Genomic DNA, 22,268 nt, shown 5'->3' with positions numbered 1-22,268 from the left:
ATGAACCGGCGGTATTCTCAGCTGTTAACAGCTCCCGGGCTCCTCCTTCGAACGCACAGCAAAATAGTGGCTTTAGGGTTGGCGACAAAATAAAGATCAGAGTACACATGGAAGTTGACAAACACACCCGGCATAAATATTATTCACCTCGTTCCTTGCCGGTATAGCTCAGTTGGTAGAGCAACTGACTTGTAATCAGTGGGTCCCGAGTTCGACTCTTGGTGCCGGCACCATACACAGCAAAGCCCGTAGCGTTAGTAAACACTACGGGCTTTTTTGTATCTGTCTGTTTGCCCCCACTATTGCCCCCACTTTCGATTGGGCTGTAACGGTACTAATCGGTATCAGGCTCTGACCTGCAATGCAGCCTTCTGTCACTCATAAACAAATACTTCTTACGGTCTTCAGTAATCAAAGACTCGCCGGATAAATTTTCCTTTGTGCATGCTCAGTCGTCAAAAAACCTTAAGTAGATTTCTCCCTCCCTTTTTTAGTGGTGTAGATTGAACCGTTTTGGCGGCAAAAAATCACAGGGAATCGAGCGACAGACTACCGTTATCTCTGGCCGAAAACCTCATTGGGAATAATGCCTTTTCTGGTCCAGTGCTCACCAATCGTTTGGGTAAAGTCGCTTCTGACCAGTTTTGCTCTTTGCTTCAGCCATTCCCCCTGATCCTGCCTCAGATAAATACCTTCAATGTTGATTGCACCGTAGTGAGATGGCCTGCTCAGCAGTGCCTCTAACTTCTCCATTGAAAAGGTACCCACGGCAAGCGGTTTGATTGGCTGAAGATCCAGAAGGGCAACTAGCTCATCGCGGCGAGGAACCGAGAAGAATCTGTCTGCCTTACAGTCATAAATATCAAACCCGACAAACCAGTCTGGCAGTGACTCATAAGCCAGGGAATGACGGGCATAGCACCACTCCCCAAACAGAATCAGGTGCTCACCCAGCAGGTTGATCAGATCTGCCTCGTAACGGGCTGCCCATCGCCAAAGGTGCTTGAACTGACCGCCTATATCCCGTTCAATCCAGGCACCACGATTCTGAGCCCTGAGTTTCCCATCAGGGCCGACAGAGAAGCCGACATTGGCACCATCGACTTTTTCTTCCACGGTCAGCTTTGCATGCAGCAGTTCATAGACTTCGGAATCTGATAACAGTTTATCGCCCCGTGGTTCACCAGAACCCAACCATTGAATGTGTGGCGTGTGGGGAAAGCGGAAGAAATCATCGGTCATGGTGTTCTTTCCATTTTTTGCGGGACCATTCTTCTATAATCTGCTCAACCTCTACGCCCGCTACTTCAAGTTGCTTTTGCCAGTCGTACCAGTCTGTATCGCAGGCATTCACGAGGGTGCAGGCCATACCATCCTCATTTGCTTTTAAGCAGGCAGCTATCATTTTTCTATCGGCAAGATCGTGGACAACATCTTTTAGTTGTTTGGGTAGTACGGCAACCTTGTCGGGATTGGCTGGATCATCTTCCCATTCAAGCGCAACATAATCGATTTCATTCCTATCGAACTTCGTACGCCGAACCATCAGACCATAATCTTGTTCAGTGAGCTTTTTTTCATACTCACCAAAAATTTCATAGTCGTAGTCCGACACCATACGACCGCCGCTGAGCTCAAAGTCCATCAGCCACTCCAGAACCTTTTCTGCCTCACCCGCATCCTCGACAGGATGCCTGTCTGATGAAAACGGTGAGTCAGGGTGTTCGCCGCTGGCAACAATCAAAACATTGGTATCAACAACATGCCGACTCATGATTGGTTACGTTCCTCTTTCATCCGGAGCATGGTTTGTTTTGCCTGTTCCCGCACCTCCCCTGTCGCATCGCCGAAGAAGTTCTTTGGCCAGTAGGAAAGCCTGCCAAAATCATCCATGGTTAATGTTTTCAGAACAGCATCGGATTTTTGGCGTTCGACAAAATACAGGGCGCACTGTTCAGGCGAGGCTTTCTTTTTAGCGACCAATGTCTGCATACGTCGGAACAGGTGCTCTGAGTGGGTTTCCACAATAAACTGCACATGACGCTTTTTGCTGACCTCAAGAAATAACTCCGCCAACAAAGATTGAGCCTGCGGGTGCAGATGAATCTCTGGCTCTTCCAGAAGAACGGTAGAATATGCCGGAGCAAAATAAGCCAGCACCAGCACCGGTAACACCTGAGATATACCAATCCCTACATCCCGAAGGTTAGCGACCACACCATCCCGGTGAATCAGCACGCTGTAATGACCGGCACTGAGCTGTTTTACCTCCAGCTTGTCAGCGATCTTCATTTTTTTCAGCCAGCGGGATACGGAGCCAACAAGATTGTCATCGTTTCTCCTTCCGGCCTGAGCGCTGGCCAGAAGCGCGGGTATCGCATTGCTACCATCGTCACCAATGATCCCCGGGCGGGTGCGATTCCAAATATAGGTCCGTTTAGGCTTGTTTCTCAGTGGACCAAGGTAGGAAATTGCTTCAAGTTCCCGGCGCAGTTGCAGGCTCAGGTTCTGAACCGTTTTTCCCGACTCACCCATGGCTGCAATCGCATCTGCTGAAAAGGCAATACCACGCTCTGGCGCATAGGAGCGTGCCTTCAAGGTGGTGCGTGTCTCACCGGGAAGATAGATGCCAAATGCACTCCGTTCAGTCCGTGCGACACGAAACCAGTGCTCGTTATCCGTACTCAGTTTCATGCTTTCAATGACCGGACTTTTTTTGTAATCCTGGGCATATTCCACCGAAAAGAAACAGAGGCTTTTACTGTCATCCATATCCAGCTCAATACCGACCTTACGCTTCTCCGGGTTTCGGGTCAGCAGGTCCTCAAATGAGCCCATATCCACATAGTCATTCGCTTCAGCTCCCAGATTGAGGTGAACCGTATGATCCGGAGACATGGCCGTCTGCTTCATCAGCAACAGGCTTTGCAAAAGGCTGGACTTACCTGTGGAGTTTTCCCCCAGCAGCAAAGTCACTGGCCTGAGCTGAACATCACCGGACTCCCGCCAGGCCTTAAAGTTGGATAGTTTTAGTCGGGTTAGCATCATGTCTTCCTTTGGTTGACTGGCGAGCGCTTCTGGTAAGTGTACTTTAACGGTTACTGACGGCCTGCTCCACCAGCGTATCGGCCAGATGCAGGCGGGTTTGCTGCTGGTGTTGCAGGTGGGTTTTGATTTGGTCGCAGAGGGTTGTTAGTTGGTTGACTTTGGTGACGATGCGGTGTTGTTCTGCCGTTGGTGGAACAGGTATTAAGAACTTAGCGATGTTGCCCATGCTCAAGTTGGCTCTGGCATTATCAACTTGCTTGTCAAACATATAGCCAATGCAGATAGAGCTATTGAAAAATTGAAGGAAGAATGAGCTGCAAAGAAGATTTTTAAAGATACGAATCAAGCATACGGCCTGGTTTATGTTAGCTAGATCATCAATGTCATAAATCGCGGTTCTTCCTATCGATGCACCAACAATATTCATTAGGAAGTCACCATTCGCCAGTATGGAGCGAGGTTCAACTTCGTTGAATTTTTGCTCAACATACTTTTTTTTATCAAGCATAAGCTCAAAAGCACCGACGTTCTCACTGGTGACAAAGAGTACATCAGAAGGGTTTTCAGTGTATGAAACTCCTTGCCACTTAGGTGACGAGCCCTTGGTTATTATCTGAGTCAACTCTTCCAGACGACACCACTCCCACCCAACCGGCAATTCAAACGGCTTCTCATCCTCCGCAATTGGCGGCAGCGGATTCTGCTTTTTAATTTTACCCTCTTTGACCAGCCGGGCTTTTTCGGCGGCGATGCGTTCCAGCAGTGTGGCGGCGAGTTCGTCGTTGGGGTCTTGGGGTACCAGTTTGCCCATCACAGCCAGTTGCAGGATGGTCTGCTTGAGCTGGTCGATGCTCGCCTCGGTGGTGAACAGGGTGGTGAAGTGGCTGGCGATGCGCTGCCAGTTCTGCTTCAGTTCTTCGGCATTGGCACTGTTGGTGAGGGTTGCCAGCAGGTTTTCTACCAGTGTCGTATGGGCGGACAAGCTGGCTTCGGTCTGCTGTTCAATCTGGTCGCACAGGGTCATCAGTTCATCGACTTTGGTGACGATGCGTTTCTGCTGAGATAAGTTTTGATAAATGGCGCATACATAGAAGAGATTCTCTTTACTCTAATCAGGTATGACGCAAAAACTGCATGAACACTGATGTTCTCAACTAAGTAGGATTTTCCTACTGTTCCTCCGGTTCGGGCTATCAATATATCGTCGCTTTCCAGCTTATATGCTTCAGAGTTTTCAGTTGTAATCTCGCAGGCTGGTACTGTTTCCCAATCAACTCTATCGTTTTGAATATCGGTTATTCGAAGTAGCCTAACTCCTTCAGAATCATGTTTGGCTGAAGCTGTGTAACCATAATGAATATTGCTGGATCAATTTCCCAGCTTCCCCCATTCCCAACCAACTGGAAGTTCAAATGGTTTCTCATCTTCAGTAACTAATGGCAAAGGCTTCTGTTTCTTTATTTGCCTTTCCTGAACTAGCCTCACCTTCTCGGCTTCAATCCGCTCCAACAGCTTGGAAGCAGGCTCATCCTCCGGATTCTGCGCCACCAGCTTCCCCCGGACCGCCAGCTCCAGAATCAGCTCCCGCAGTTTCTTAATGCCATAAAGGTCAATCTTCTTGCCGGAACCTCGGCCAGAAGCGGATTTGTTCTGCACCGCCAGCGCCAGCGTAGAGAGGTGATTTACGATCAGTTGCTCAGTCATTGTTTGTACAATCTCCGTTCACCCTGAGCGGAGTCGAAGGGTGATTGGCACGGTCTTCGTTGTTGGTTCGGAGTCCACATCCTTCGACAGGCTCAGGATGAACGGGGTTTGGTTGCTCAGGATGAACGGGGTTTGGTTGTTTAGGATGCACGGGGTTTGGTTGTTTAGGATGCACGGGGTTTTGCGGTTCGGAAGGCGCTGAATAAGAACGGGCAAGATGGGACACCTGTGACCAATCTCCTCGCATCATGGCCTCTTTCTTTTTCCTGCTCCAGCCCTTGATTTTCTGTTCGGCCGCCAGGGCTTCCTCACGGGAAGGGAAGGCTTGTTGATACTTTAATTCAACGGGTAGGCGATTGGCTGTATAACAGTCTGCAAAATACCGCAACTGATGCTGGGCCAGTCGCTGTTCCAGGTTGTCTGTGTGTCCTGTGTAATAACTGCCATCTGCGCATTGCAGGATGTATACAAAGAAAGACATGAATGGTTCCCGTTGAACTTCTGAGGAATCCTCGGTAGTTGGTTAAAGGCTGGCAAGGATAACACATTCACCCTGGGTTCTGAGGAAGAGTAGAAGGGAGAGGCTCCAGACTGATGGATCATACCAAACACCCTTCGTCCGTGCATCCTGAGCGGAGCCGAAGGACGCTCAGGGTGAACGGAGATCGAGTGTCATCGGGAAGTTAATGAAGGGCTCTGTTCCTGACAGCCAGAGAAAGGTCTGGGTATAGCGGCTGATAATCTCCACCAGCCCACGACCGGTGTCCGCCTGCAATTGTGGGGAGGCCGCCGCTTTGCGCACCAGCTTCAGGGCCGCTTCCAGCTCCTGGGCATTCTGCTCGAACCGCTGCTGGTTGATGGTGTAACCACGGGTCAGGTGCTCTTTCAGGGTGCTGGTGGCCCACTGGCGAAACTGGGTGCCTTTGCGGGAGTTAACCCGGTAAGCCACGGAGATAATGGCGTCCAGGTTGTAATGTTTGACCTTCCGGCGTACCTGCCGCTGGCCTTCCTGCTGAACTGTCGAGTAATCCTCGGTAGTTGCCCCGGCAGTGAGCTCGCCCTCTTTGTAGATGTTTTTCAGGTGCAGGCTGATGTTATCAATACTGGTTTCCAGCAGCTCTGCCAGTTGCCGCTGGGACAGCCAGATGGTCTCCTGGTCCAGCAGTACCTGAATATTCCCCTGGCTGGCTTCATAAATGGCAATGTTAAGGTCGGTGTCGGCCACGTTATCTCCCGCTCCGGTTGGTCAGCGCTTCGCCAAGGATAGTTTGCAACTGTCCAAGCAGCCCTTCCTGCTGCTGTTGCTGGTAGCTGGCCAGCAGTTCGTCCGGATCGTGGCTGATGGTTTCGCCCACATGGGGGTTTTTGATGTCCAGGTTGAAGTTGCGCACGGTCACCTCGTCGATGCTGACCTTCCAGGCTTGCTCATTTTCTACCCGTGTGGCAAAACCGTCCGCCTCATTACCCCACCAGTCCATCTCCTGCCGGAACTCTTCAAACTTCATGGGGCGGGTTTTGCTGTAGTTCTTTACACCTGTCGGGTAAGGGTGCTCATAGAACCAGATCTCCTTCGTGGGCTGACCTTTGGTAAAGAACAGGATATTGGTTTTGATGCCGGTGTACGGATTAAACACGCCGTTGGGCAGGCGCACGATGGTGTGCAGGTTGCAGGCTTCCGTCAGCAGTTTTTTGATTTTGGTTTTGACGCCCTCGCCAAACAGGGTGCCATCGGGCAGTACCACTGCCGCACGGCCACCGTCTTTTAAAACCTCAATGATCAACTGCAAGAACAGGTCGGCGGTTTCCCGGGTTTGCATTTCTGACGGAAAGTTTTTCTCAATGCCATCTTCTTCGGTGCCGCCAAACGGTGGATTGGTGACGATCACATCTACCTGATCATCCCAACTGGAAAGCGGCTTGTTCAGGGTGTTGCCGTGTTTGATCTGCACCGGCACCTCGATGCCGTGGAGCAGCATATTGGTGGTGCAGAGCAGGTGCGGTAGCTGCTTTTTCTCGACACCATGGATCTGCTGTTGCAGGGTTTGATGATCAGCAGCAGTTTTCACCTGGTCTTTCAAATGATCCACCGAGCAGGCGAGAAAGCCGCCGGTGCCACAGGCCGGGTCCATAATGCTTTCGCCCAGCTGCGGGTTGATGCGATTGACCATAAAGCGGGTGACGGCTCTGGGCGTATAAAACTCACCGGCATTACCGGCGCTTTGCAGGTCCCGCAGAATCTGCTCGTAGATATCACCGAACAGGTGTCGTTCTTTGGAGTCGGTAAAATCCACCTCGTTCAGCTTGTTGATCACCTGACGCAGCAGGGTACCGTTTTTCATGTAGTTGAAGGCATCGCTGAAGGCTTCCTTTACCACAAAGCCCCGGGGGTTTTTATCCACAGGGGCGATCAGGTTTTTCAGGTCCGGGAACAGGTCGTTGTTGATAAAGCCCAGCAGCTCATCACCGGTCATGCCCTGTTTGTCTGCCGCCCAGTTGCGCCAGAGGTATTCTTCGGGAATGGGTGAGCGGTAGTCGTCCAACTCAAACTCCAGCTCTTCTTCCTGGGCATCGAAGATTTTCAGGAACAGCAGCCAGGACATCTGGCCTAAACGCTGGGCATCACCATCGACACCGGCGTCTTTGCGCATGATGTCCTGGATGGATTTGATCACGGAACAGCTCTGTCGCCTTTTTGAAATCCAGAATGGTGAACCACAACTTGTTGTAACGGTCATCAATCCGGGTGCCACGGCCAATAATCTGTTTGAACTTGGTCATGGACTGGATGGACTGATCCAGAACCACCAGTTTGCAGGTTTTGGCATCGACGCCGGTGGTCATCAGTTCAGAAGTGGTGGCGATCACCGGGTAGGGCTTTTTGGGGTTGATGAAGTTGTCCAGCTGCGCCTTGCCCAGGTCGTCATCGCCGGTAATCTTCATCACATATTTGTCGTTTTTGGCCACCTGTTCCGGGTTCAGGTTGATGAGTGCACGACGCATCCGTTCGGCATGGTCAATGTCGTTACAGAAGACGATGGTCTTGGCCATGAGGTCGGTGCGTTTCAGGTAGCTGGTGATGGTCTGTGCCACCAGCTGGGTGCGTTCGTCGATCACCAGGGTGCGGTCAAAGTCTTTCTGGTTGTAAATACGGTCTTCGATCACTTCACCGTGTTTGTCCGTCTGGCCCTTGGTGGGGCGCCAGCCTTGCAGATCTACATCCAGATCGACACGGACCACTTTGTAGGCTTTCTGGTGCTCTTCCGGACCGGTGAGTGCCTGGTACAGCGCCAGGTGGATTTCGTAAGCCGGGTCTACCTTGCGGCCGGTGATTTTGGTCATGGCCGTGCCGAAGGGCTGGAAGTCGTTGATGCGGGTCTGGTCCACCAGCACATTGCGATCCGCCAGGAACAGAATGCGCTTCTTGCTCTTGGCTTTCCACAGTCGCCAGATAATCTGGAAGGCGGTGTAGGTTTTGCCGGTGCCTGTTGCCATCACCAGCAGTACCCGATCCTGGCCTGCTGAGATTGCTTCTACGGTTTTGTTGATGGCCTGTAGCTGATAGTAACGGGGCGACTTGCCGCTGCCATCGTCGTAGTAATCCTGGGTGATAATGGGCAATTGTTGTTCGGTATAGCCTTTCCAGAGGCAGAGCTTTTGCCAGAGCTGTTCCGGTGATGGGAAGTCTTCCAGCCGGATTTCGGTTTCCAGGGTTGCCGGATTGGTTTTGTCATGGAAGATAAAACCATCACCATTGGATGCAAAGGCAAACGGTACATCCAGCAGACGGGCATAATCCAGCGCCTGTTGCATCCCCTTGCCGATTTCATGCTGATTGGCCTTGGCTTCCACCACTGCCAGCGGCAAACCGGGCTTGTGGTAGAGAACAATATCCGCCGACTTCACTTTTTTGCGGGCAGCCGCCTGACCACGCACCACTACCTTGCCATCCCGCAGTTTCACTTCCTGACGGATCTGGGTCATATCATCTATCGTGTGGTCTGTTACAGACTCTTGTTCTGGTCCCGGGACTTTGAACTTTTTATGTGTCTATTTGTCCAAGGAGGCAGGGAAATACAAGAAAAAAAGGATTTTTATGAATATTCAGGACGCTTCTCAATCCGTTGTGTTAATCACTGACAATTTATGTCCAGGTAAAAACAACAAGCCCGAAATACAGCACAAAATCAAGGAAGTACCCCCTCAGGTTCAGATGACTGCTGGACCAGGGCAATTATCCCCCGCAACGTCCCCTGGTGCAAAACACCAGACAACCGGAAAAACCAGAGCGGTGCGGCAGTATCCCACTGCACAGCCTGGCCGATCATTCGATTTTCATTTTGTAGCCTCTGATCAAGAGGTACGCAGTCTGCTGCACGCCCGGACCCGTGACAGCGGCGGGAATGTGCTGCTTATCACCCATCCCGATGATTTGTGCGAAGACAACCTGGTGCAGCGTCTGCACATTGCGGCTGACAGCCAGCCCACCCTTGAGTCTGGCCGACTCTTTGCCAGCGATACCCCGCTGACGCTGGTACTGGACATCCGTTCTTTCACCAGCGAGGAGCTGCCAGCGTTCAATGAACTGCTGGACCCTGAGAATCCCTGTCTATACGACCGGACAAAAAAAGAGAAGTGCCCCCTGGGTAACCATGTCTCGCTGCTGGTACTGGCCAGCCCTGAGCAGCTAACCACAATGGGCAGCAACGATCAGGCTCCGGGGGCTGACTTCTGGCGCCGCGTCAATCGCCCGGGTAACAGCTGGCAGTTTGAGACCCAAACCTCCGATAAAGAGATTCCGGATGCCATTGACACCGCTTTGCTGCCTGAATACCACGGCACCCCGGGGGACGATGGCGATGTGGTTACCATTGATTGCCATCTGCACAGCCACTGGCGTTCGCTGCTGTTTGGTGGTCCCGGTGTCGATCACCAGGGGCGTATCCGGCACATACCCGGCCAGCTTGAGCAGCTGCGGCCTGGCCAACAGGTCATTCTGAAGGGGGCTGACTGGCACGATTTGTCCTTTGAACAGTCCATCCGCCAGCTGCTGGTGCGCAAGGAGTACCCATGCAATGGTGAGACTCGCCAATTAGCCCGGGGTATCCAGTTTTACCGGATGCCCGTTGCTGAGCAGGAGCTGGTCACGCTGTTCCGTTCGCTGGATAGCAACCCTGATAGCAAGGATGACCAGGCACCTGACAGGACTGCCGGGCAGCACAATATCCTTATCAATCCGGTCAGAATGGCCCAGTGGCTGAATCCGATACGTATTGAGCAGGGTTATGCCGTCCCCAATAACCTGCTGGAGCAGCAGATCCGGGCCGGTGGTGCGGTTATTGTCACCGCCCCCCTCAGTACCACGCTCTGGTTCCGGCTATTGGGTGCTTTGCAGGGCATCTGGGAGGCAACGGGGATAAAACCGGTACTGCAGGTTGCTGCCCCACAGTGGCAATCGGAATTACCGGGCAAGTCAGCGAGCACCAGACAGCAAGCGTTACTTGCCGCGCTCACCGGGAACCGGTACTGCGCCACCGTGCTTTACCAACAAGCCCCACAAGCCATTGCCTGGCTTGCCGCTCAGCCGGAACCGCCACTGGTGATTCAGGTCAACGAACAGACCACCCTTAGCCAGCTGTTTGACAATATCCACGTTACTTCAGAGCAACAGGCCCGGTTTGGTCGTTGTCCGACCCGGTTGCACAGGGCCTTGCAAGCAGGAACTCCCGTAGTCTTTCGAGGGCTGGCCAGCAACCCGGAGCTGCTGCAGGCGCTGGAGCCACTCTACTGCGTGCAGCCCCAGCCCCTGTTGGTGAACGGCGAGCTGCTCAGCTACCCGAGAGCCCGCATCACTGTGCTCTGGTCGGCGTCAGACAGTAGTCCGTCACCCTTGCTCAGCGCCGCACTGGCCAGAGCAACGCCGTGTCCCGAGCCGGATATCTGGGCCATCTGTGCCAGGCGGCACGACATCAACCGCGCCGACCTGCCTGAACAGACCATCACCAAACTCTACGAGGCGTTCAGGACGATCCCCCGTTCTCTGTGTGAGCCATTGCCCACCCTTACCGAAGGCCTGCTGAACAGTCTGATCCTGGCCGCCCGGCAGGTGCAGCACCGGGATAATGCCTCTGCGCTGGCACCCCGACACTGGCGCAAGGGCATTGACAGCCTGTTGACCCACCGTACCCGACAGACGGCCTCCGTGCGTGATTTCATCAAGGTAGCCTGCCGACGGTTGCTACCCGATGCTGACGGGAACCACTGGGTAGATCCCGGCCGTTTGCAAGGCGTTATTGCCAGTGCCCGGCCACTGGACCGGACGTTTATCAAAGATCACCTGTGGCAGCTGGCCAGAGCCTTTGGCCCGGCACTGCCTGCCCCCGGCAAAGTTGGATTGTGGTCATTATCCTTTGACGAACCGCTGGATTCCGACTCCGAACAGCAAGTACTTGACCAGTTCTGCGCTCTGCTGGTTGCCCAGGCACCTCAGGCACAGCAACAGGCGATGGCCTGCCAGTTACAGATCAACCCCGGGGACTTTTGCACCCACAGCAACTTGCCCATCCGGCCATCGGCCCAGATCAAACGGCTGGAAGATGCCCTGACGGCGGGCTGGTCTCTGCCTCTGATGTCCGGGCAGACACGCTCCGATGCCATCCACACCCTGGCGAGAGACTGCTTTACCCTGGCCCGGGCGGCAGGCCCCAGCGAAGCGGCATCAGCGCGTATCAGTGAGCAGTTAAGCCGGTCACTGGTTTGGCAGGGTTCCACAGCAGAGCCCTTGCGGGCACTGGCCAGTGATCTCTGTCACGCCCGAGCCCACCAGAAGGATCGTGAAAGCCGTCGTCTGGCGCGATTACGGGCACGGTTGGCCGAGGCACCGGTGATTTTCCTGCAGGGTGAAACCGGCACCGGCAAAAGTTATTTTGCAGCTAAGATGGCCAGGGCTTGCGGCCCAGTCCGGGTGCTCTCCCTGGGACCCTCGGACAGTGAGCAGACCCTGATGAAATGCTGGCAGTGGCGGCAGCAACCGGACAGTAATGACCGCTTTATGATGCAGCAGGATCAGGCACTGATGGCGTGGGCCAACACCAAGCCCGGCGCTGAAGGGGAGTATGTTACCCTGGTGCTGGACGAAGCCAACCTGGCCAGAACCGGCCTGCTGGCGGCACTGAACGGATTATGGGAGCCGACCCCCTGTGTCTATGTCGATGGTCATCCGGTCACCGTCAGCCTCAACCACCGGGTGATTCTCACCGGCAACCCGGATCACTACGACGGACGACAGCTGGACCCGACCCTGAAAGCACTCATGCCCACGGTTTACTACCCGCCTCTGGACCGGGCTTTTCTGCGCGACCGGGTGGTGGCCCCTGCCTTGCTGACCTCGCTGCAATGGCATCTGCCCGAAAGCCAGGCAGAGGCGCTGGCACAGCAGGCCGCCGACAGTGTCATGGCTCTCTGGCAGTATTACCCGGAGCTGCTGCCGGATCACGAGTTTACCCCGAGGGACCTGACGGATATCTGCGCCTGGGTGAGTTGGTATCTGGATCAGAGCCAGCCGGTAACCTCCGGACCAGTTACCCCTGCCCAGCTGCACGGGCTGGTCTTGCAGGGCTTCCACGATGTGCTTGACCCGGCCATCAGCGCAACCCACCAGGATGCCCGGACCGCCCTGGCGATCTGGTTTGCCAGTCAATACCCGGTGGACAAGACCCTGACCGAACAAGTCAGGGACAAAACCCTGACTGACATCAACCGGACATTTACCGAGACAGTGGCTAAGTTCAAACCCGAATTTGATACATCCGGGGCTGCCGTTAGTGAACTGGTGCATTGCCTGGGGCAGGATCTGAGCCGTTGCCAGCAGGCGAACCAACAGCAACGGCAACACAGCGGGCGTCTGGCCACCTTGATTGAGGGACCGGCCGGCCGGGGTAAAGATGTTATCCTGCAACTGTTGATCAACAGTTACCGACAGCAGTTAAGCGCACGCCAGCAAACCCTGCCTGAAGTCCACAGCCTGAACGCCTGCGATTGCACCTGGGACGACGTGCGCAACGCTATCGACCGGGCAAAAATCCGCGGTGAGATCGTGGTCATTGCCGAACTCAACCGGATCGGCAGCCAACATCTGGAAGGTGAGCTGAATGATATTCTGGCCGGTGATGCCCAACCGGGCTTTCATCTGTTTGCCACCATCAACCCGCCGCACTACGGTGGTCGCAAAGCCCTGTCACCGGCATTGGCAGGGCGATTCCGCTATCTGCCCATCCGTCAGTACCAGCCAGCGGAACTGCAGGCGATTGCCGGTAAAGTGCTGCCGCAGACCGCGACAGCTGTGGCCGCGTTACTGGCCCGGTGGCACTGTCAACTGCGGTCATGCCTGGAGAAGCAAAAGTTGGCGTTGCGCCCCACCAGCCTGGATCTGCAAAGACTGGCCAGGGCCGTTGCCGAAGGTGGCGACTTCAGCAACAGGGCAATCAGGCAACAGTTCAGCCAGCACTACCAGCTCTATCTACTGGCAGCAAAAACGACACTGGACAAATTATCGGGCCTGCCGGTGGCAACAGAGTATAAAGGTACGGTTGAGCCAGCCCTGTGCACCTGGCTTAATACCACCATACCCAACCTGGAGCGTCCCTGGCTGGTTCGCCTCGGTGCGTGCACCCTGCTCAGGGAAGATCGCCATGAGATCACTGTCCACAGGGATCTGGATGGCACGCAGGCCCGGCAGGCAATCATCGCTCTGCTGGCCCGGGCGCAGTGGCAAGCGTCCGGCCTGTCGTTGGCACCGGATATTACCGACGATGTCCTGACCCAGGCCTGTTACCGATACTGGCAACAACAGTGGTTTAACCACCGCTTCGGGCATACCGGCATGGCCCCGGACACCGCGTTTCTATTAACAGCCGCCCAACAACAAGCCATGGCAAAAACAGGGCAGGGATATCTGCCGCATGCTGACCGGTTGATTGCCCATCACGGTATACAGCCGGTTCATCTGTGGCCCGCTTGTTGGAAAGAGCTGCGACAACTGCTGACTCGTCCTGTCAGCCCGCCATCTGATCAGGTCACGCCAGAGACGGTTTTAGCCGCTGGGAAAACCGGAGATAAAACCAAAGACGCACAACCCAGTGGCCATTGCGGACCGATCAGTGAAGCATCAATCTCGGAAAAACAAACCGTCGAAGCCGCTTGCCAATCAGCCCGCAGCCGTCATGCCGGATCCGGAAAAAAGTCCACATTATCGCGCATAGCAGGGGCCTTGACGGTTTTAGCCGCTGGGAAAACCGGAGATAAAACCAAAGACGTACAACCCGGTGGCCATTGCGGACCGATCAGTGAAGCATCAAGCTCGGAAAAACAAACCGTCGAAGCCGCTTGCCAATCAGCCCGCAGCCGTCATGCCGGATCCGGAAAAAAGTCCACATTATCGCGCATGGCAGGGGCCTTGACAGCGAGGCTCATTACCGGTCAAGACAAGAGAAAACGAAAACGCAGAGACAAAATATTGTTGGAATCTTTGCAAATCACACAAGAGCTATTGAACTTAAACACCGATTATGAGCGCCGAATCAAGGCAGACCGGGTGATTGGCAGCTACTTTGCTGACAGCGAATACCATCCAGCAGAGTATCGATTCCGTTGCCTGGATGTCATTGTCTCGGCTGACGGTTCCATCATCATTAATGATTTGCCCCCAGTGCCGGTTAAGGTCACGTTACCCAGGCATCCGGCCAGTGGGAAAAATATGATGACTGGTGTTAATCAAAGCCAGGCACATATCCGCCTGAAAGCGGTCAATGGCCTGTTCAGGCTCCCGGGTCTGAGTGCCCATGAAGACATTATCGATATGAGCCTTGAGCCCGACCTGCCATTCCATCTGCGCAGAGACGACTATTCCGGGCTGCACAGCGTAGTGGTACCTGCTGCCAAAAGAAACGAAACCATAGCCTTTACTTACGTGGTTCAACGACAGTCAAGTAAACGCCATACGTCGCTTACTGGTAAGCAGCTTGTGAAAGACTGGACAGATCGTCCGGAAACATGCTGTTCAAGCACCATAAAAACCAGCATTGATCCCCTGTTTGAGAAAATTCAGGGATTTCCGAAAGGGCTGCGTAAAGACTTGGTTGCTATTCAACAGGCAGAGTCTCCCAGGCAACGCATTGAGGCAATTGCCAATTATTGTCAACAGTTTACCGGTAAGGCCAAACCGGAGCAGAGTAAAGGCTTCTTCCAGTATCTCTTGCAAAATCGGCAAGGGGCTTGCGTGCATCGCTCCGTGATATTTGTAACGTTTTGCCGCTATTTTGGCATTGCCTCCCGATTGGTAAGCAATACCGTCCATGTATTTCCCGAGTACTCCCTGGATGACGGTCGCAGCTGGCAGTCGAGGCAGGATTTGGGTGGTGCCCCTACCCAGTTGGAAATATTAGAGCCCGATAAACCGATTCAAAAGGCAACGCCAAAGAGTTCTCAAATCGAAGAACTGTGCGATCAAGAGGACTTAACCGGGCTGCTCGACAGTGATGCTCTACTGAAACAAATGGCTGCGCAGCTTGGCAATGACATAGTACGTAAGCTCTTTTTCGAAGATGAAGCGGATTTATCTGGTGGGGGAAAAAGGGAAATATTGGCAGATACCTTGCACTCCGGCTTGCACAACAGCATCAAGGACATAGCAGATGGTCAGATTATAAAACGACTCATGGATATCAAAAAACTGTTTATAAATGGTAATAGTGACATTAACGATTGGCTTTCTGCTTTAGACAAAGCACTGGAAGGCGCTGATTTCTCGAAGCCTTCGACTATCGATTTTGTCCGGGAGGCGTTGGCATCCGGTTTACTGGACCCGGACACAGCCTATTGTCGAAACAAAAATGAAATACCGGCGTATAACAACCCTATCCGCTTTCTAAACGGATATCACACATTCCTGGATTGTCTGGAGGGCGTTGATGAACTGAAGCCTTACATAGCCGATGCCCGGAAAAAATGGTACACGTATCTTTATGGCTATGAAAAAACGGGCAAGTCGAATGACCAGGAAAAACTTGAGGCCTTGGCAGAACCCGTTTTGGTTACCCACGGCCACAGTGGGCATTCAGATTCCTTTGAGTCCTTGATCACCTGCTCATCGCTGAATGATTCCTGGACCAATAATCCAACGGGAGTTCCGGATATAGGACGCATGTTGGCACACAAGGCCGCCTTTCCCATGATGCGGGCTGGAAAAAACCATCAGCGCCCAGTGATTATGATCGGTGAACCAGATTGGAATAAAACTAACATTTTTGATATGGCCAACGCCATTTTGCCACGGGTATTTCGGGATAGTTCGGAGTTTGACGAGCTGAGACAAAAGCAGGTGATATTTCATGATCTTGAAATACATCGGAAAGCCAGACTTTGGAACTTGAAAAATAAAGATGAAACGAATGGACTATCGATCTTAAGCGATTTGCAGATTCATGCAATAATGGAAGAATCTGTTATGTCTATTCAGGCTTATCTTGAATTACCTTTGCAAGCAAAAAGATTTCTGTACTCCGTCCATCCCGACTGCGAATGGCCCGACTGGGAATGGAGGCACATGCAAATCTCAAGTGAAGAGGAACAGAAGCTGAAAGATTTGAAGAAACATTGTTGGCAATCTGTCGAACAAGCATTTTTTCAATATCTGTATCACAAGACCAACGCTAATGGTGGGAGCCTGACCGTCTGCTGGGAAGCCAGGAATGGCGATACTCGACTTGGTGATGATCAATTAATACAGGGCACCCGTAAGTTATCTTCTCCAAAGGAACTGATTGGCATAACAAACGTGACAAAAGATGCACGTGTTAAATTATCTCATTCTGATCGCTCCTGTTTACAGCAAGCGCTGAACCTGAGTAATGCCTTGGTGCTGACATCAGCTGAGCTGACAACGATGGCCCGGGAGTTTTGCTCTTCGCTGGATCCGGATTCACTGGCTGCAGAATTGAGCAGGGCAGATAAGTAGTTAACCAAATGAAATCCTGAATCGTGGTAATTGATCCAAATCAACAGAAAGCTTGATTTCTTAGTTTCATGAACAACGAAAAAAAGCGTGAATTCAATAAATGGCATAAACGTCAGTTTTCAGGTAATCGCTGAACCCTTCAAACAGCCGCAGGGGGACCAAAGCAGCAACCGACCGGTGGGGTGCCCAAGTTGCTGGGAATTCGCAAGCAGAGCGACACTTGCAGCTATAGCATTAAGTGCAAGACAAGGTACTCAATACTGTTTCGATGGAACTTTTTCTTTACCTGATGATCAGAAAACGTACAAGTTCTTTAATAACAACAGTTTATAAGTATAAGTATATGTTTATGTCAACAGGTCTTTATGACGTTAGTACCAATATCAGCAATACGGCGGCCGCCAGCAGCGCCAACAATGATCATCACAAGCTTGAGGAAGCCAGAGCTTTCGTCAGAAAAGTTGGTACGGAAAGAGATGTAAAGTCCCTGTACGCCGATCTTTCCAATAATGCTGCCGAAATTAACTCCTCCTTTGGGGGCAAAGCCGGGCATAACAGAACGGTTATTGCTACTGAGCCAGATATCGCTGTGGATGGCCTCAAAAGGTCGACAACCCATACTGTTGGCGACCAGTCGGTCAGAAAAGCAGGCATCATGGAATCGTCCGGGTTATCAACAGACAGCAAGCTCGACAGACAGTGGATCAAAGCCACTGAGACACCAGTAAAAACGGCACTGCTCCAACCTTACAGGCCCGGTGCGACCAGTGGCCAGGAGATTGCCCGGCTTCATCACGGCCTTCAGCACAGCTGCCGGACAGCCACCTGGGCACTGGCAGTACTGCAGCTGCGTAAAGAGCAGCAAGATCGCCCGGCACTGGCATTTCCCGATCGCATGGTACCGCTGCTGGTCAAGGCCTGCCTGTTCCATGACTCCGGCCGTGAGGATGATGGGGAAGACCAGACTGAGTGGGAGCGGGCCAGTGCTGACAACCTGATGGAGCACCTGCGTAATTGTGGCATTGCCCAGAACCTGGCCTGGCAGTGCGGCGAAGCGGTTCGCAATAAAGATTATCCGGATGCCTGTAAGTATCTGCCTGAGGAGATACAGACCCTGCGCAGTCTGCTCCACGATGCCGATTGCCTCGATGTGATGCGGGTAAGAAGCTGTTTTTTTATGAATAAGCTGGACTGTTTTGCTGCTTGTCAGAATGAACACGGCCGAAAAGCGTGGCGCCAGCTGGCTGAGGCGATTTGCCAGGTGATTGCCAGCCAGGGTGATTTGTGGCACTCCATATCCCTGAGCGACAGTGCAAAAAAAGGCAGGGGATTTTTCCGGATACAAGGAGTGACCGGGAGTGAGCGCATCAAAAAACAGTTTGAGCACCATCCTTCGCCATTGTGGTATCAGTTTTCCAGCATTATTGAGGAGTCCGCTGTTATCGGGGGGCTGATCACTCCTTTCATCAACCATCGGGCAGGGCCAGAACCGGCCTTTTCCCTGAACCAACTGCAGCCGGGCGTGGCAATGGCAGGATGCCCGCAGTTACAAACACGGTTGGACCCGGTGAGTAACCGGCATTTTTACCTGAACCCGGCATCCTGTGAGCTAAGTGCCTGCAACCAGGTACTAATGGCTAACATCGCCAGACTCCTGGGCATGAAGGTACCCGAGACCTTTGCCCATCAGGAAGCGGGCCAGTCTTACGTGGTCAGCCATGTAGCCAGTGACTGGCTGGGTAACCTGAAAAGCGCAAAGGAACATCAGCAATCCCTGTCGCCAAAGCAGTGGGCCAGATTTTTGCTGATCAATACCATTGTGGGTAATGAAGATCTAACCTGGGAGAACATGGCACTGACCTCGGAAGGGGAGCCGGTGGTGCTTAACTGGAGTCACGCCGGACTGGCCACCCGTTACCCCTGTGCCCACAAACCAGAGCCAGCGTCTGGCGAGGACGATTTTTCCTCCATGCCGTTGCTGTTGAACAAACTGCGGGACCCACAAGCCCCGGCAATGAACTCCCACCCTATTGCCAGTCCCTGCGTCGATAGTATGACTAAACTGGACGACAACCTGCTGGGCCAGACCCTGAAAGAGCTGCTGCACCAGGTTGACTGGCAGGCCCTGGGCCAGCTGATTGAACAAAGCGGTTATCTGGCCGGTGACCGCAGCTGGTTACGGCAAACTATCCATGATCGCATAGCCTGGCTCACCACCCGCTTGCCAGACACGCTAGAGCCGGGTGAACGGGTATCCATGGCGGAATACCAGGCCATAAGGGCAGCAGGTATCCGTGGGGGCTGGTTGCAGGTTAAAGGTCAGGACATCCGCACTGGCCAGGTCTGCCTCACTCAGTTGCTGGATCAGGATGGTCAGCCAATAACCCGGATGACCCTCAGGCTGTCACGGGATGCAGGCAACAGAGTGGCTGACAATCTGGCGCTGGAGCGAGGGTTGCACCATCTGAGCACCTGGAGCCAATACGTCAGTATGCATCTGAACGGCAAATACTGCGACTGGCGCAGTGACCTGACCAGTCTGGCCGATGAGTGTGACAAACAGGCAAAGCAGTTGACTTGGGATATAGAGCGGTGGAAAAAAAAGGATCATCAGACCATCAAGGATGTTGTGAACAATCTGCACAGCATTGCCAAAAGCTGTCGTGCATCTTTAACCGCAGACCAGCCGTCTATTGAAACACTGCCACTAATTCAGACCCCGCTACCTGCACCAGCCTTGCCTGCAAGGGTTAGCTCAAGGCTTGGTGAAGAGAGAGAAGCGCAAGTGCGCCTGAGCGAATTCAGCCACGGTTTTGCCAAGTTGACCGGTGAGAGCGTCAGTTATGTGAATCAGAAACAGCTTGAACACGCCAATCTGACGGCCTCACCGGTGCGAGTGATTGAACTTGCGCCGACCTTCATCGAGAAAGGCAGTATTGAGTTTTATCCCGAGCGGGACCCGAATGCCCGAACCTTTGACCATAAGATGGTGCTGACCGCTCCCGGTCACGAAAAAGCGGTGGTTGAGGCCCTGTTCAGGGAGCTGGCGGAGCTGGGCATCGACCATGGGCGCCCCGATGCTGTTGACCTGGAGGAGCGCTGGCTGGACTCCCTGGCCGACTATTACGGCTGTCTTGGTGAGATGAACCGTGCCGTGGCAGCAGCGGTCGATGCTGGTGTCGGCACCCGTGTTGCACTCATCAACGGCAAAAAAAACTTTCTTGCTAACCGGTTGGGACTTACGCCAGGGCCTTGGTATGAAAATTGTCGTATACGTGCCGGGCGCCTGGTATTTTACCACCCCGGTCAGCCCAACGGCGTTGACGGGAGCCCGGCCCGGGGATTTTGCCCGGTACACGGTTTGAACTATACGGCCCTTGGGCAACCAGTGACAGGAATTGTGGCTGGTATGCTGAACAATGAGAGAGCCCTGACTTCCTTCGTACGACGTACTGACATTGGGCTGGAGCCCTTCCAGGAGACTGCTACCACAGCCAATCGGTTTAAATGCGCTATTGGCCATGATGTATATACCCGTATCCAGCCCTGCGGTGAATTCGCCCATAGTCAATACGCGGGGGCATTGTCCATGACGTTCAAACCAGCAGCACTGATGCGCCTGGATGCAGATTTTTTTCTGAAAGTCCGTTCTTTGGACGTTTCTTACCCGGGCCTGAAAGCCATCCGGCCTAATGAGAAAGTCATTGTGCAGTCCGCCGGTGACTACCAGCAATTAATTAAGTGTTGCACTAGTCAGGAGACCCTCTTTGCCCTCCCTCTGTCGTTACCTGATGAACTGGATGTTTTCACTATAGGCTCTGCCAAAGATCAGCTGCAACTGTTGTACATACTCCGTAGGCGCTATAGCCACTGGCCAGACGGTCGCCCACTGGAGCAGATTTTTCTCCACTCCTGGTTAGTCTGTTACCTTGAGCTAACCTCTGGACACAACATGGGGGTTCCAGAAAATGTGAAAACTCTTGTTCAAGCTTGCGGTAAAAAAGGTATCCAGCGCCTGATGCAACAAAATCCGCAGCTGCTGGAGGGAAAACTCAAGTCGCTGGATGGTTTGGAGATTGCTGTGCAAAATCACAATCATGAATTGGAAAAATTGGATTTCAGCGATTGCTCAATGAATGGCACTGTGTTCAAAGCAACCCAATTCAGGGAATGTAAATTCAATATGGAGCCGTTAAACAGTGCGAGTTTTGAAGATGTCAGCTTCATCAACTGCGGTTTTGCAGGGAAGTGCTTTTCACCATCGGTGTTAAAAGGTGCGAAATTTTTTACCTGGGTTGGGAAGCGGAGTCATTTGTCTCAACTTATCTATCAGTCGTGTTTCGCTCAGCAAAGTGATGGCTCTGTTGCCGTTAATGGCATAAATACTGTTGAGACTCGCACTGTTAATCCGGAGCAATGGCTGCAGGTTATGATAAAGAATGATTTTCTGAGAATCTGTAGTGACTCTCTGGATGGTTTTAGTCAGGAAATCCTGGATCAACATCTCAAAAAAATGATTACATCAGATTCTGATGCTCATGTTCTTATTAGGGAGGTTTTGGGATATCAGTTTGAATCCATTTACGGTTCATTAAACTTCGTAAAAAACAACCCTGATTTCCATAGGCAGAAATTTAATGATCTGAGTTTTTTATATTTTGATTTCAAACGTAAATTTTACAGTAATCAATTTTCGTGTGGTATTTTATACTTTTTACAATGCAACAATAGAGGCAAATTATCTGGGAAAGCTACCCTGACTTTGCTTTTAAATTGTCTTGAGTTCATGATGTGGCCAGAGGGCAAAAAATCATACATAGAGTATGGGAATGATTCAAAAATTACGAAGAAGGGAGATAAAAAGCATTGCAAAAAAACTGATCCAGACGAACTTACAGCAGAGAAACTGTCATATATGGAATTATCATCTATCAATAAAAAGTTACGCCTTGAGATGGGCTGCTTTGATGAACTGAACCGCGATTCTCTTAAGCGATTTCTGGACAAAAGTCTGGAAGATTTCCGAGCTGATTTCCATAAATACTGGAAGGACTGTTCAAAAAAGGATCAATTAGCAATAGCTAAAGACTGCCTGGCAACGAATAACATAGCCGTGAGTTACGTGACCACAGTGGCATTTATGAAACTGCTCATTGATAATGGGAAAGGAGCAAAGTGGCAGTCTGCCTTTGTTACCAATATAGCCAGGCATAAAACAAGTAAATACTTTAACGACCTTAGTGACAAAAGAGTAAGTCGGTATTATTGGCCCGCTGCTGATCGTATTGATTTAGATACAGCATTAACTTCTTTGAACCCGGGGCAAAAAAATTGCATGTTGATGTGTAATCTTTTTTGATTTATATCAGTAACGCTCCTCTCGACGCTGGGTGTCACTGGCCGTCATATTCGAACGGGTAACAGACGAGGTTTTCACCGGCATCCCTATTATTTCATTTCCGCCCCCTGCAGGTGTTCCGCCAGAAAGGTTCTGTCCAGTTGGTGG

10 protein-coding genes, 1 tRNA gene and 1 pseudogene are annotated in these 22,268 nt (G+C 52.3%); 3 read left to right on the top strand and 9 right to left on the bottom strand.

Annotation, left to right across the window (positions count from 1 at the left end; genetic code table 11):
- Positions 1–157 precede the first annotated feature (157 nt).
- Positions 158–233: transfer RNA gene (locus ACO6UX_RS00655), tRNA-Thr, on the top strand.
- Positions 234–555: 322 nt separating this feature from the next.
- On the opposite strand, the gene ACO6UX_RS00650 is transcribed toward ACO6UX_RS00655, so the two are convergent.
- The 9 genes and pseudogenes from ACO6UX_RS00650 to ACO6UX_RS00610 form a co-directional block, all read right to left on the bottom strand.
- Entirely contained in the window at positions 556–1,242 is a 687-nt protein-coding gene (locus tag ACO6UX_RS00650) for an RNA ligase family protein (protein ID WP_422443919.1), read from the bottom strand.
- Entirely contained in the window at positions 1,232–1,774 is a 543-nt protein-coding gene (locus ACO6UX_RS00645) for a hypothetical protein (protein WP_422443917.1), read from the bottom strand. The genes ACO6UX_RS00650 and ACO6UX_RS00645 overlap by 11 nt, the downstream gene beginning before the upstream one ends.
- Positions 1,771–3,048 carry an AAA family ATPase gene (locus tag ACO6UX_RS00640; RefSeq protein WP_422443915.1) on the bottom strand — a complete coding sequence of 426 codons (1,278 nt, stop codon included), beginning with the start codon at positions 3,046–3,048 and terminating at the stop codon, positions 1,771–1,773. The genes ACO6UX_RS00645 and ACO6UX_RS00640 overlap by 4 nt, the downstream gene beginning before the upstream one ends.
- A gap of 43 nt (positions 3,049–3,091) precedes the next feature.
- Positions 3,092–4,072 (bottom strand): restriction endonuclease subunit S, encoded by a 981-nt coding sequence (locus ACO6UX_RS00635; protein ID WP_422443913.1) that lies wholly within the window; start codon positions 4,070–4,072, stop codon positions 3,092–3,094.
- A 344-nt stretch (positions 4,073–4,416) separates the two neighbouring features.
- The gene (locus ACO6UX_RS00630; protein ID WP_422443911.1) at positions 4,417–4,752 is read right to left on the bottom strand and encodes a hypothetical protein; all 336 of its coding nucleotides are present in this window, start codon (positions 4,750–4,752) and stop codon (positions 4,417–4,419) included.
- On the bottom strand, positions 4,745–5,233 hold the full coding sequence (locus ACO6UX_RS00625; RefSeq protein ID WP_422443909.1) for a GIY-YIG nuclease family protein: 489 nt from the start codon (positions 5,231–5,233) through the stop codon (positions 4,745–4,747). Before ACO6UX_RS00625 ends, ACO6UX_RS00630 begins: the two co-directional genes overlap by 8 nt.
- Positions 5,234–5,401: 168 nt before the next feature.
- Entirely contained in the window at positions 5,402–5,977 is a 576-nt protein-coding gene (locus ACO6UX_RS00620; protein ID WP_422443907.1) for a virulence RhuM family protein, read from the bottom strand.
- 1 nt (position 5,978) lies between these two features.
- On the bottom strand, positions 5,979–7,424 hold the full coding sequence (locus ACO6UX_RS00615; RefSeq protein ID WP_422443905.1) for an N-6 DNA methylase: 1,446 nt from the start codon (positions 7,422–7,424) through the stop codon (positions 5,979–5,981).
- Positions 7,405–8,739: pseudogene (locus ACO6UX_RS00610) on the bottom strand (DEAD/DEAH box helicase family protein); the annotation flags it as partial. The gene ACO6UX_RS00615 and the pseudogene ACO6UX_RS00610, both read right to left, overlap by 20 nt.
- Positions 8,740–8,845: 106 nt before the next feature.
- On the opposite strand from ACO6UX_RS00610, the gene ACO6UX_RS00605 reads away from it, so the two are divergent.
- Positions 8,846–16,762, top strand: a complete 7,917-nt coding sequence (locus ACO6UX_RS00605) for an AAA family ATPase (RefSeq protein WP_422443903.1) — start codon at positions 8,846–8,848, stop codon at positions 16,760–16,762.
- 349 nt (positions 16,763–17,111) lie between these two features.
- Entirely contained in the window at positions 17,112–22,121 is a 5,010-nt protein-coding gene (locus ACO6UX_RS00600) for a hypothetical protein (RefSeq protein WP_422443901.1), read from the top strand.
- Positions 22,122–22,268 lie beyond the last annotated feature (147 nt).

It is taken from the genome of Endozoicomonas sp. ALB091, from assembly GCF_049310265.1.
GTDB lineage: Bacteria > Pseudomonadota > Gammaproteobacteria > Pseudomonadales > Endozoicomonadaceae > Endozoicomonas.
Note: the sequence above shows the minus strand (reverse complement) of the source record. Positions and strands in the feature narration are given on the sequence as shown.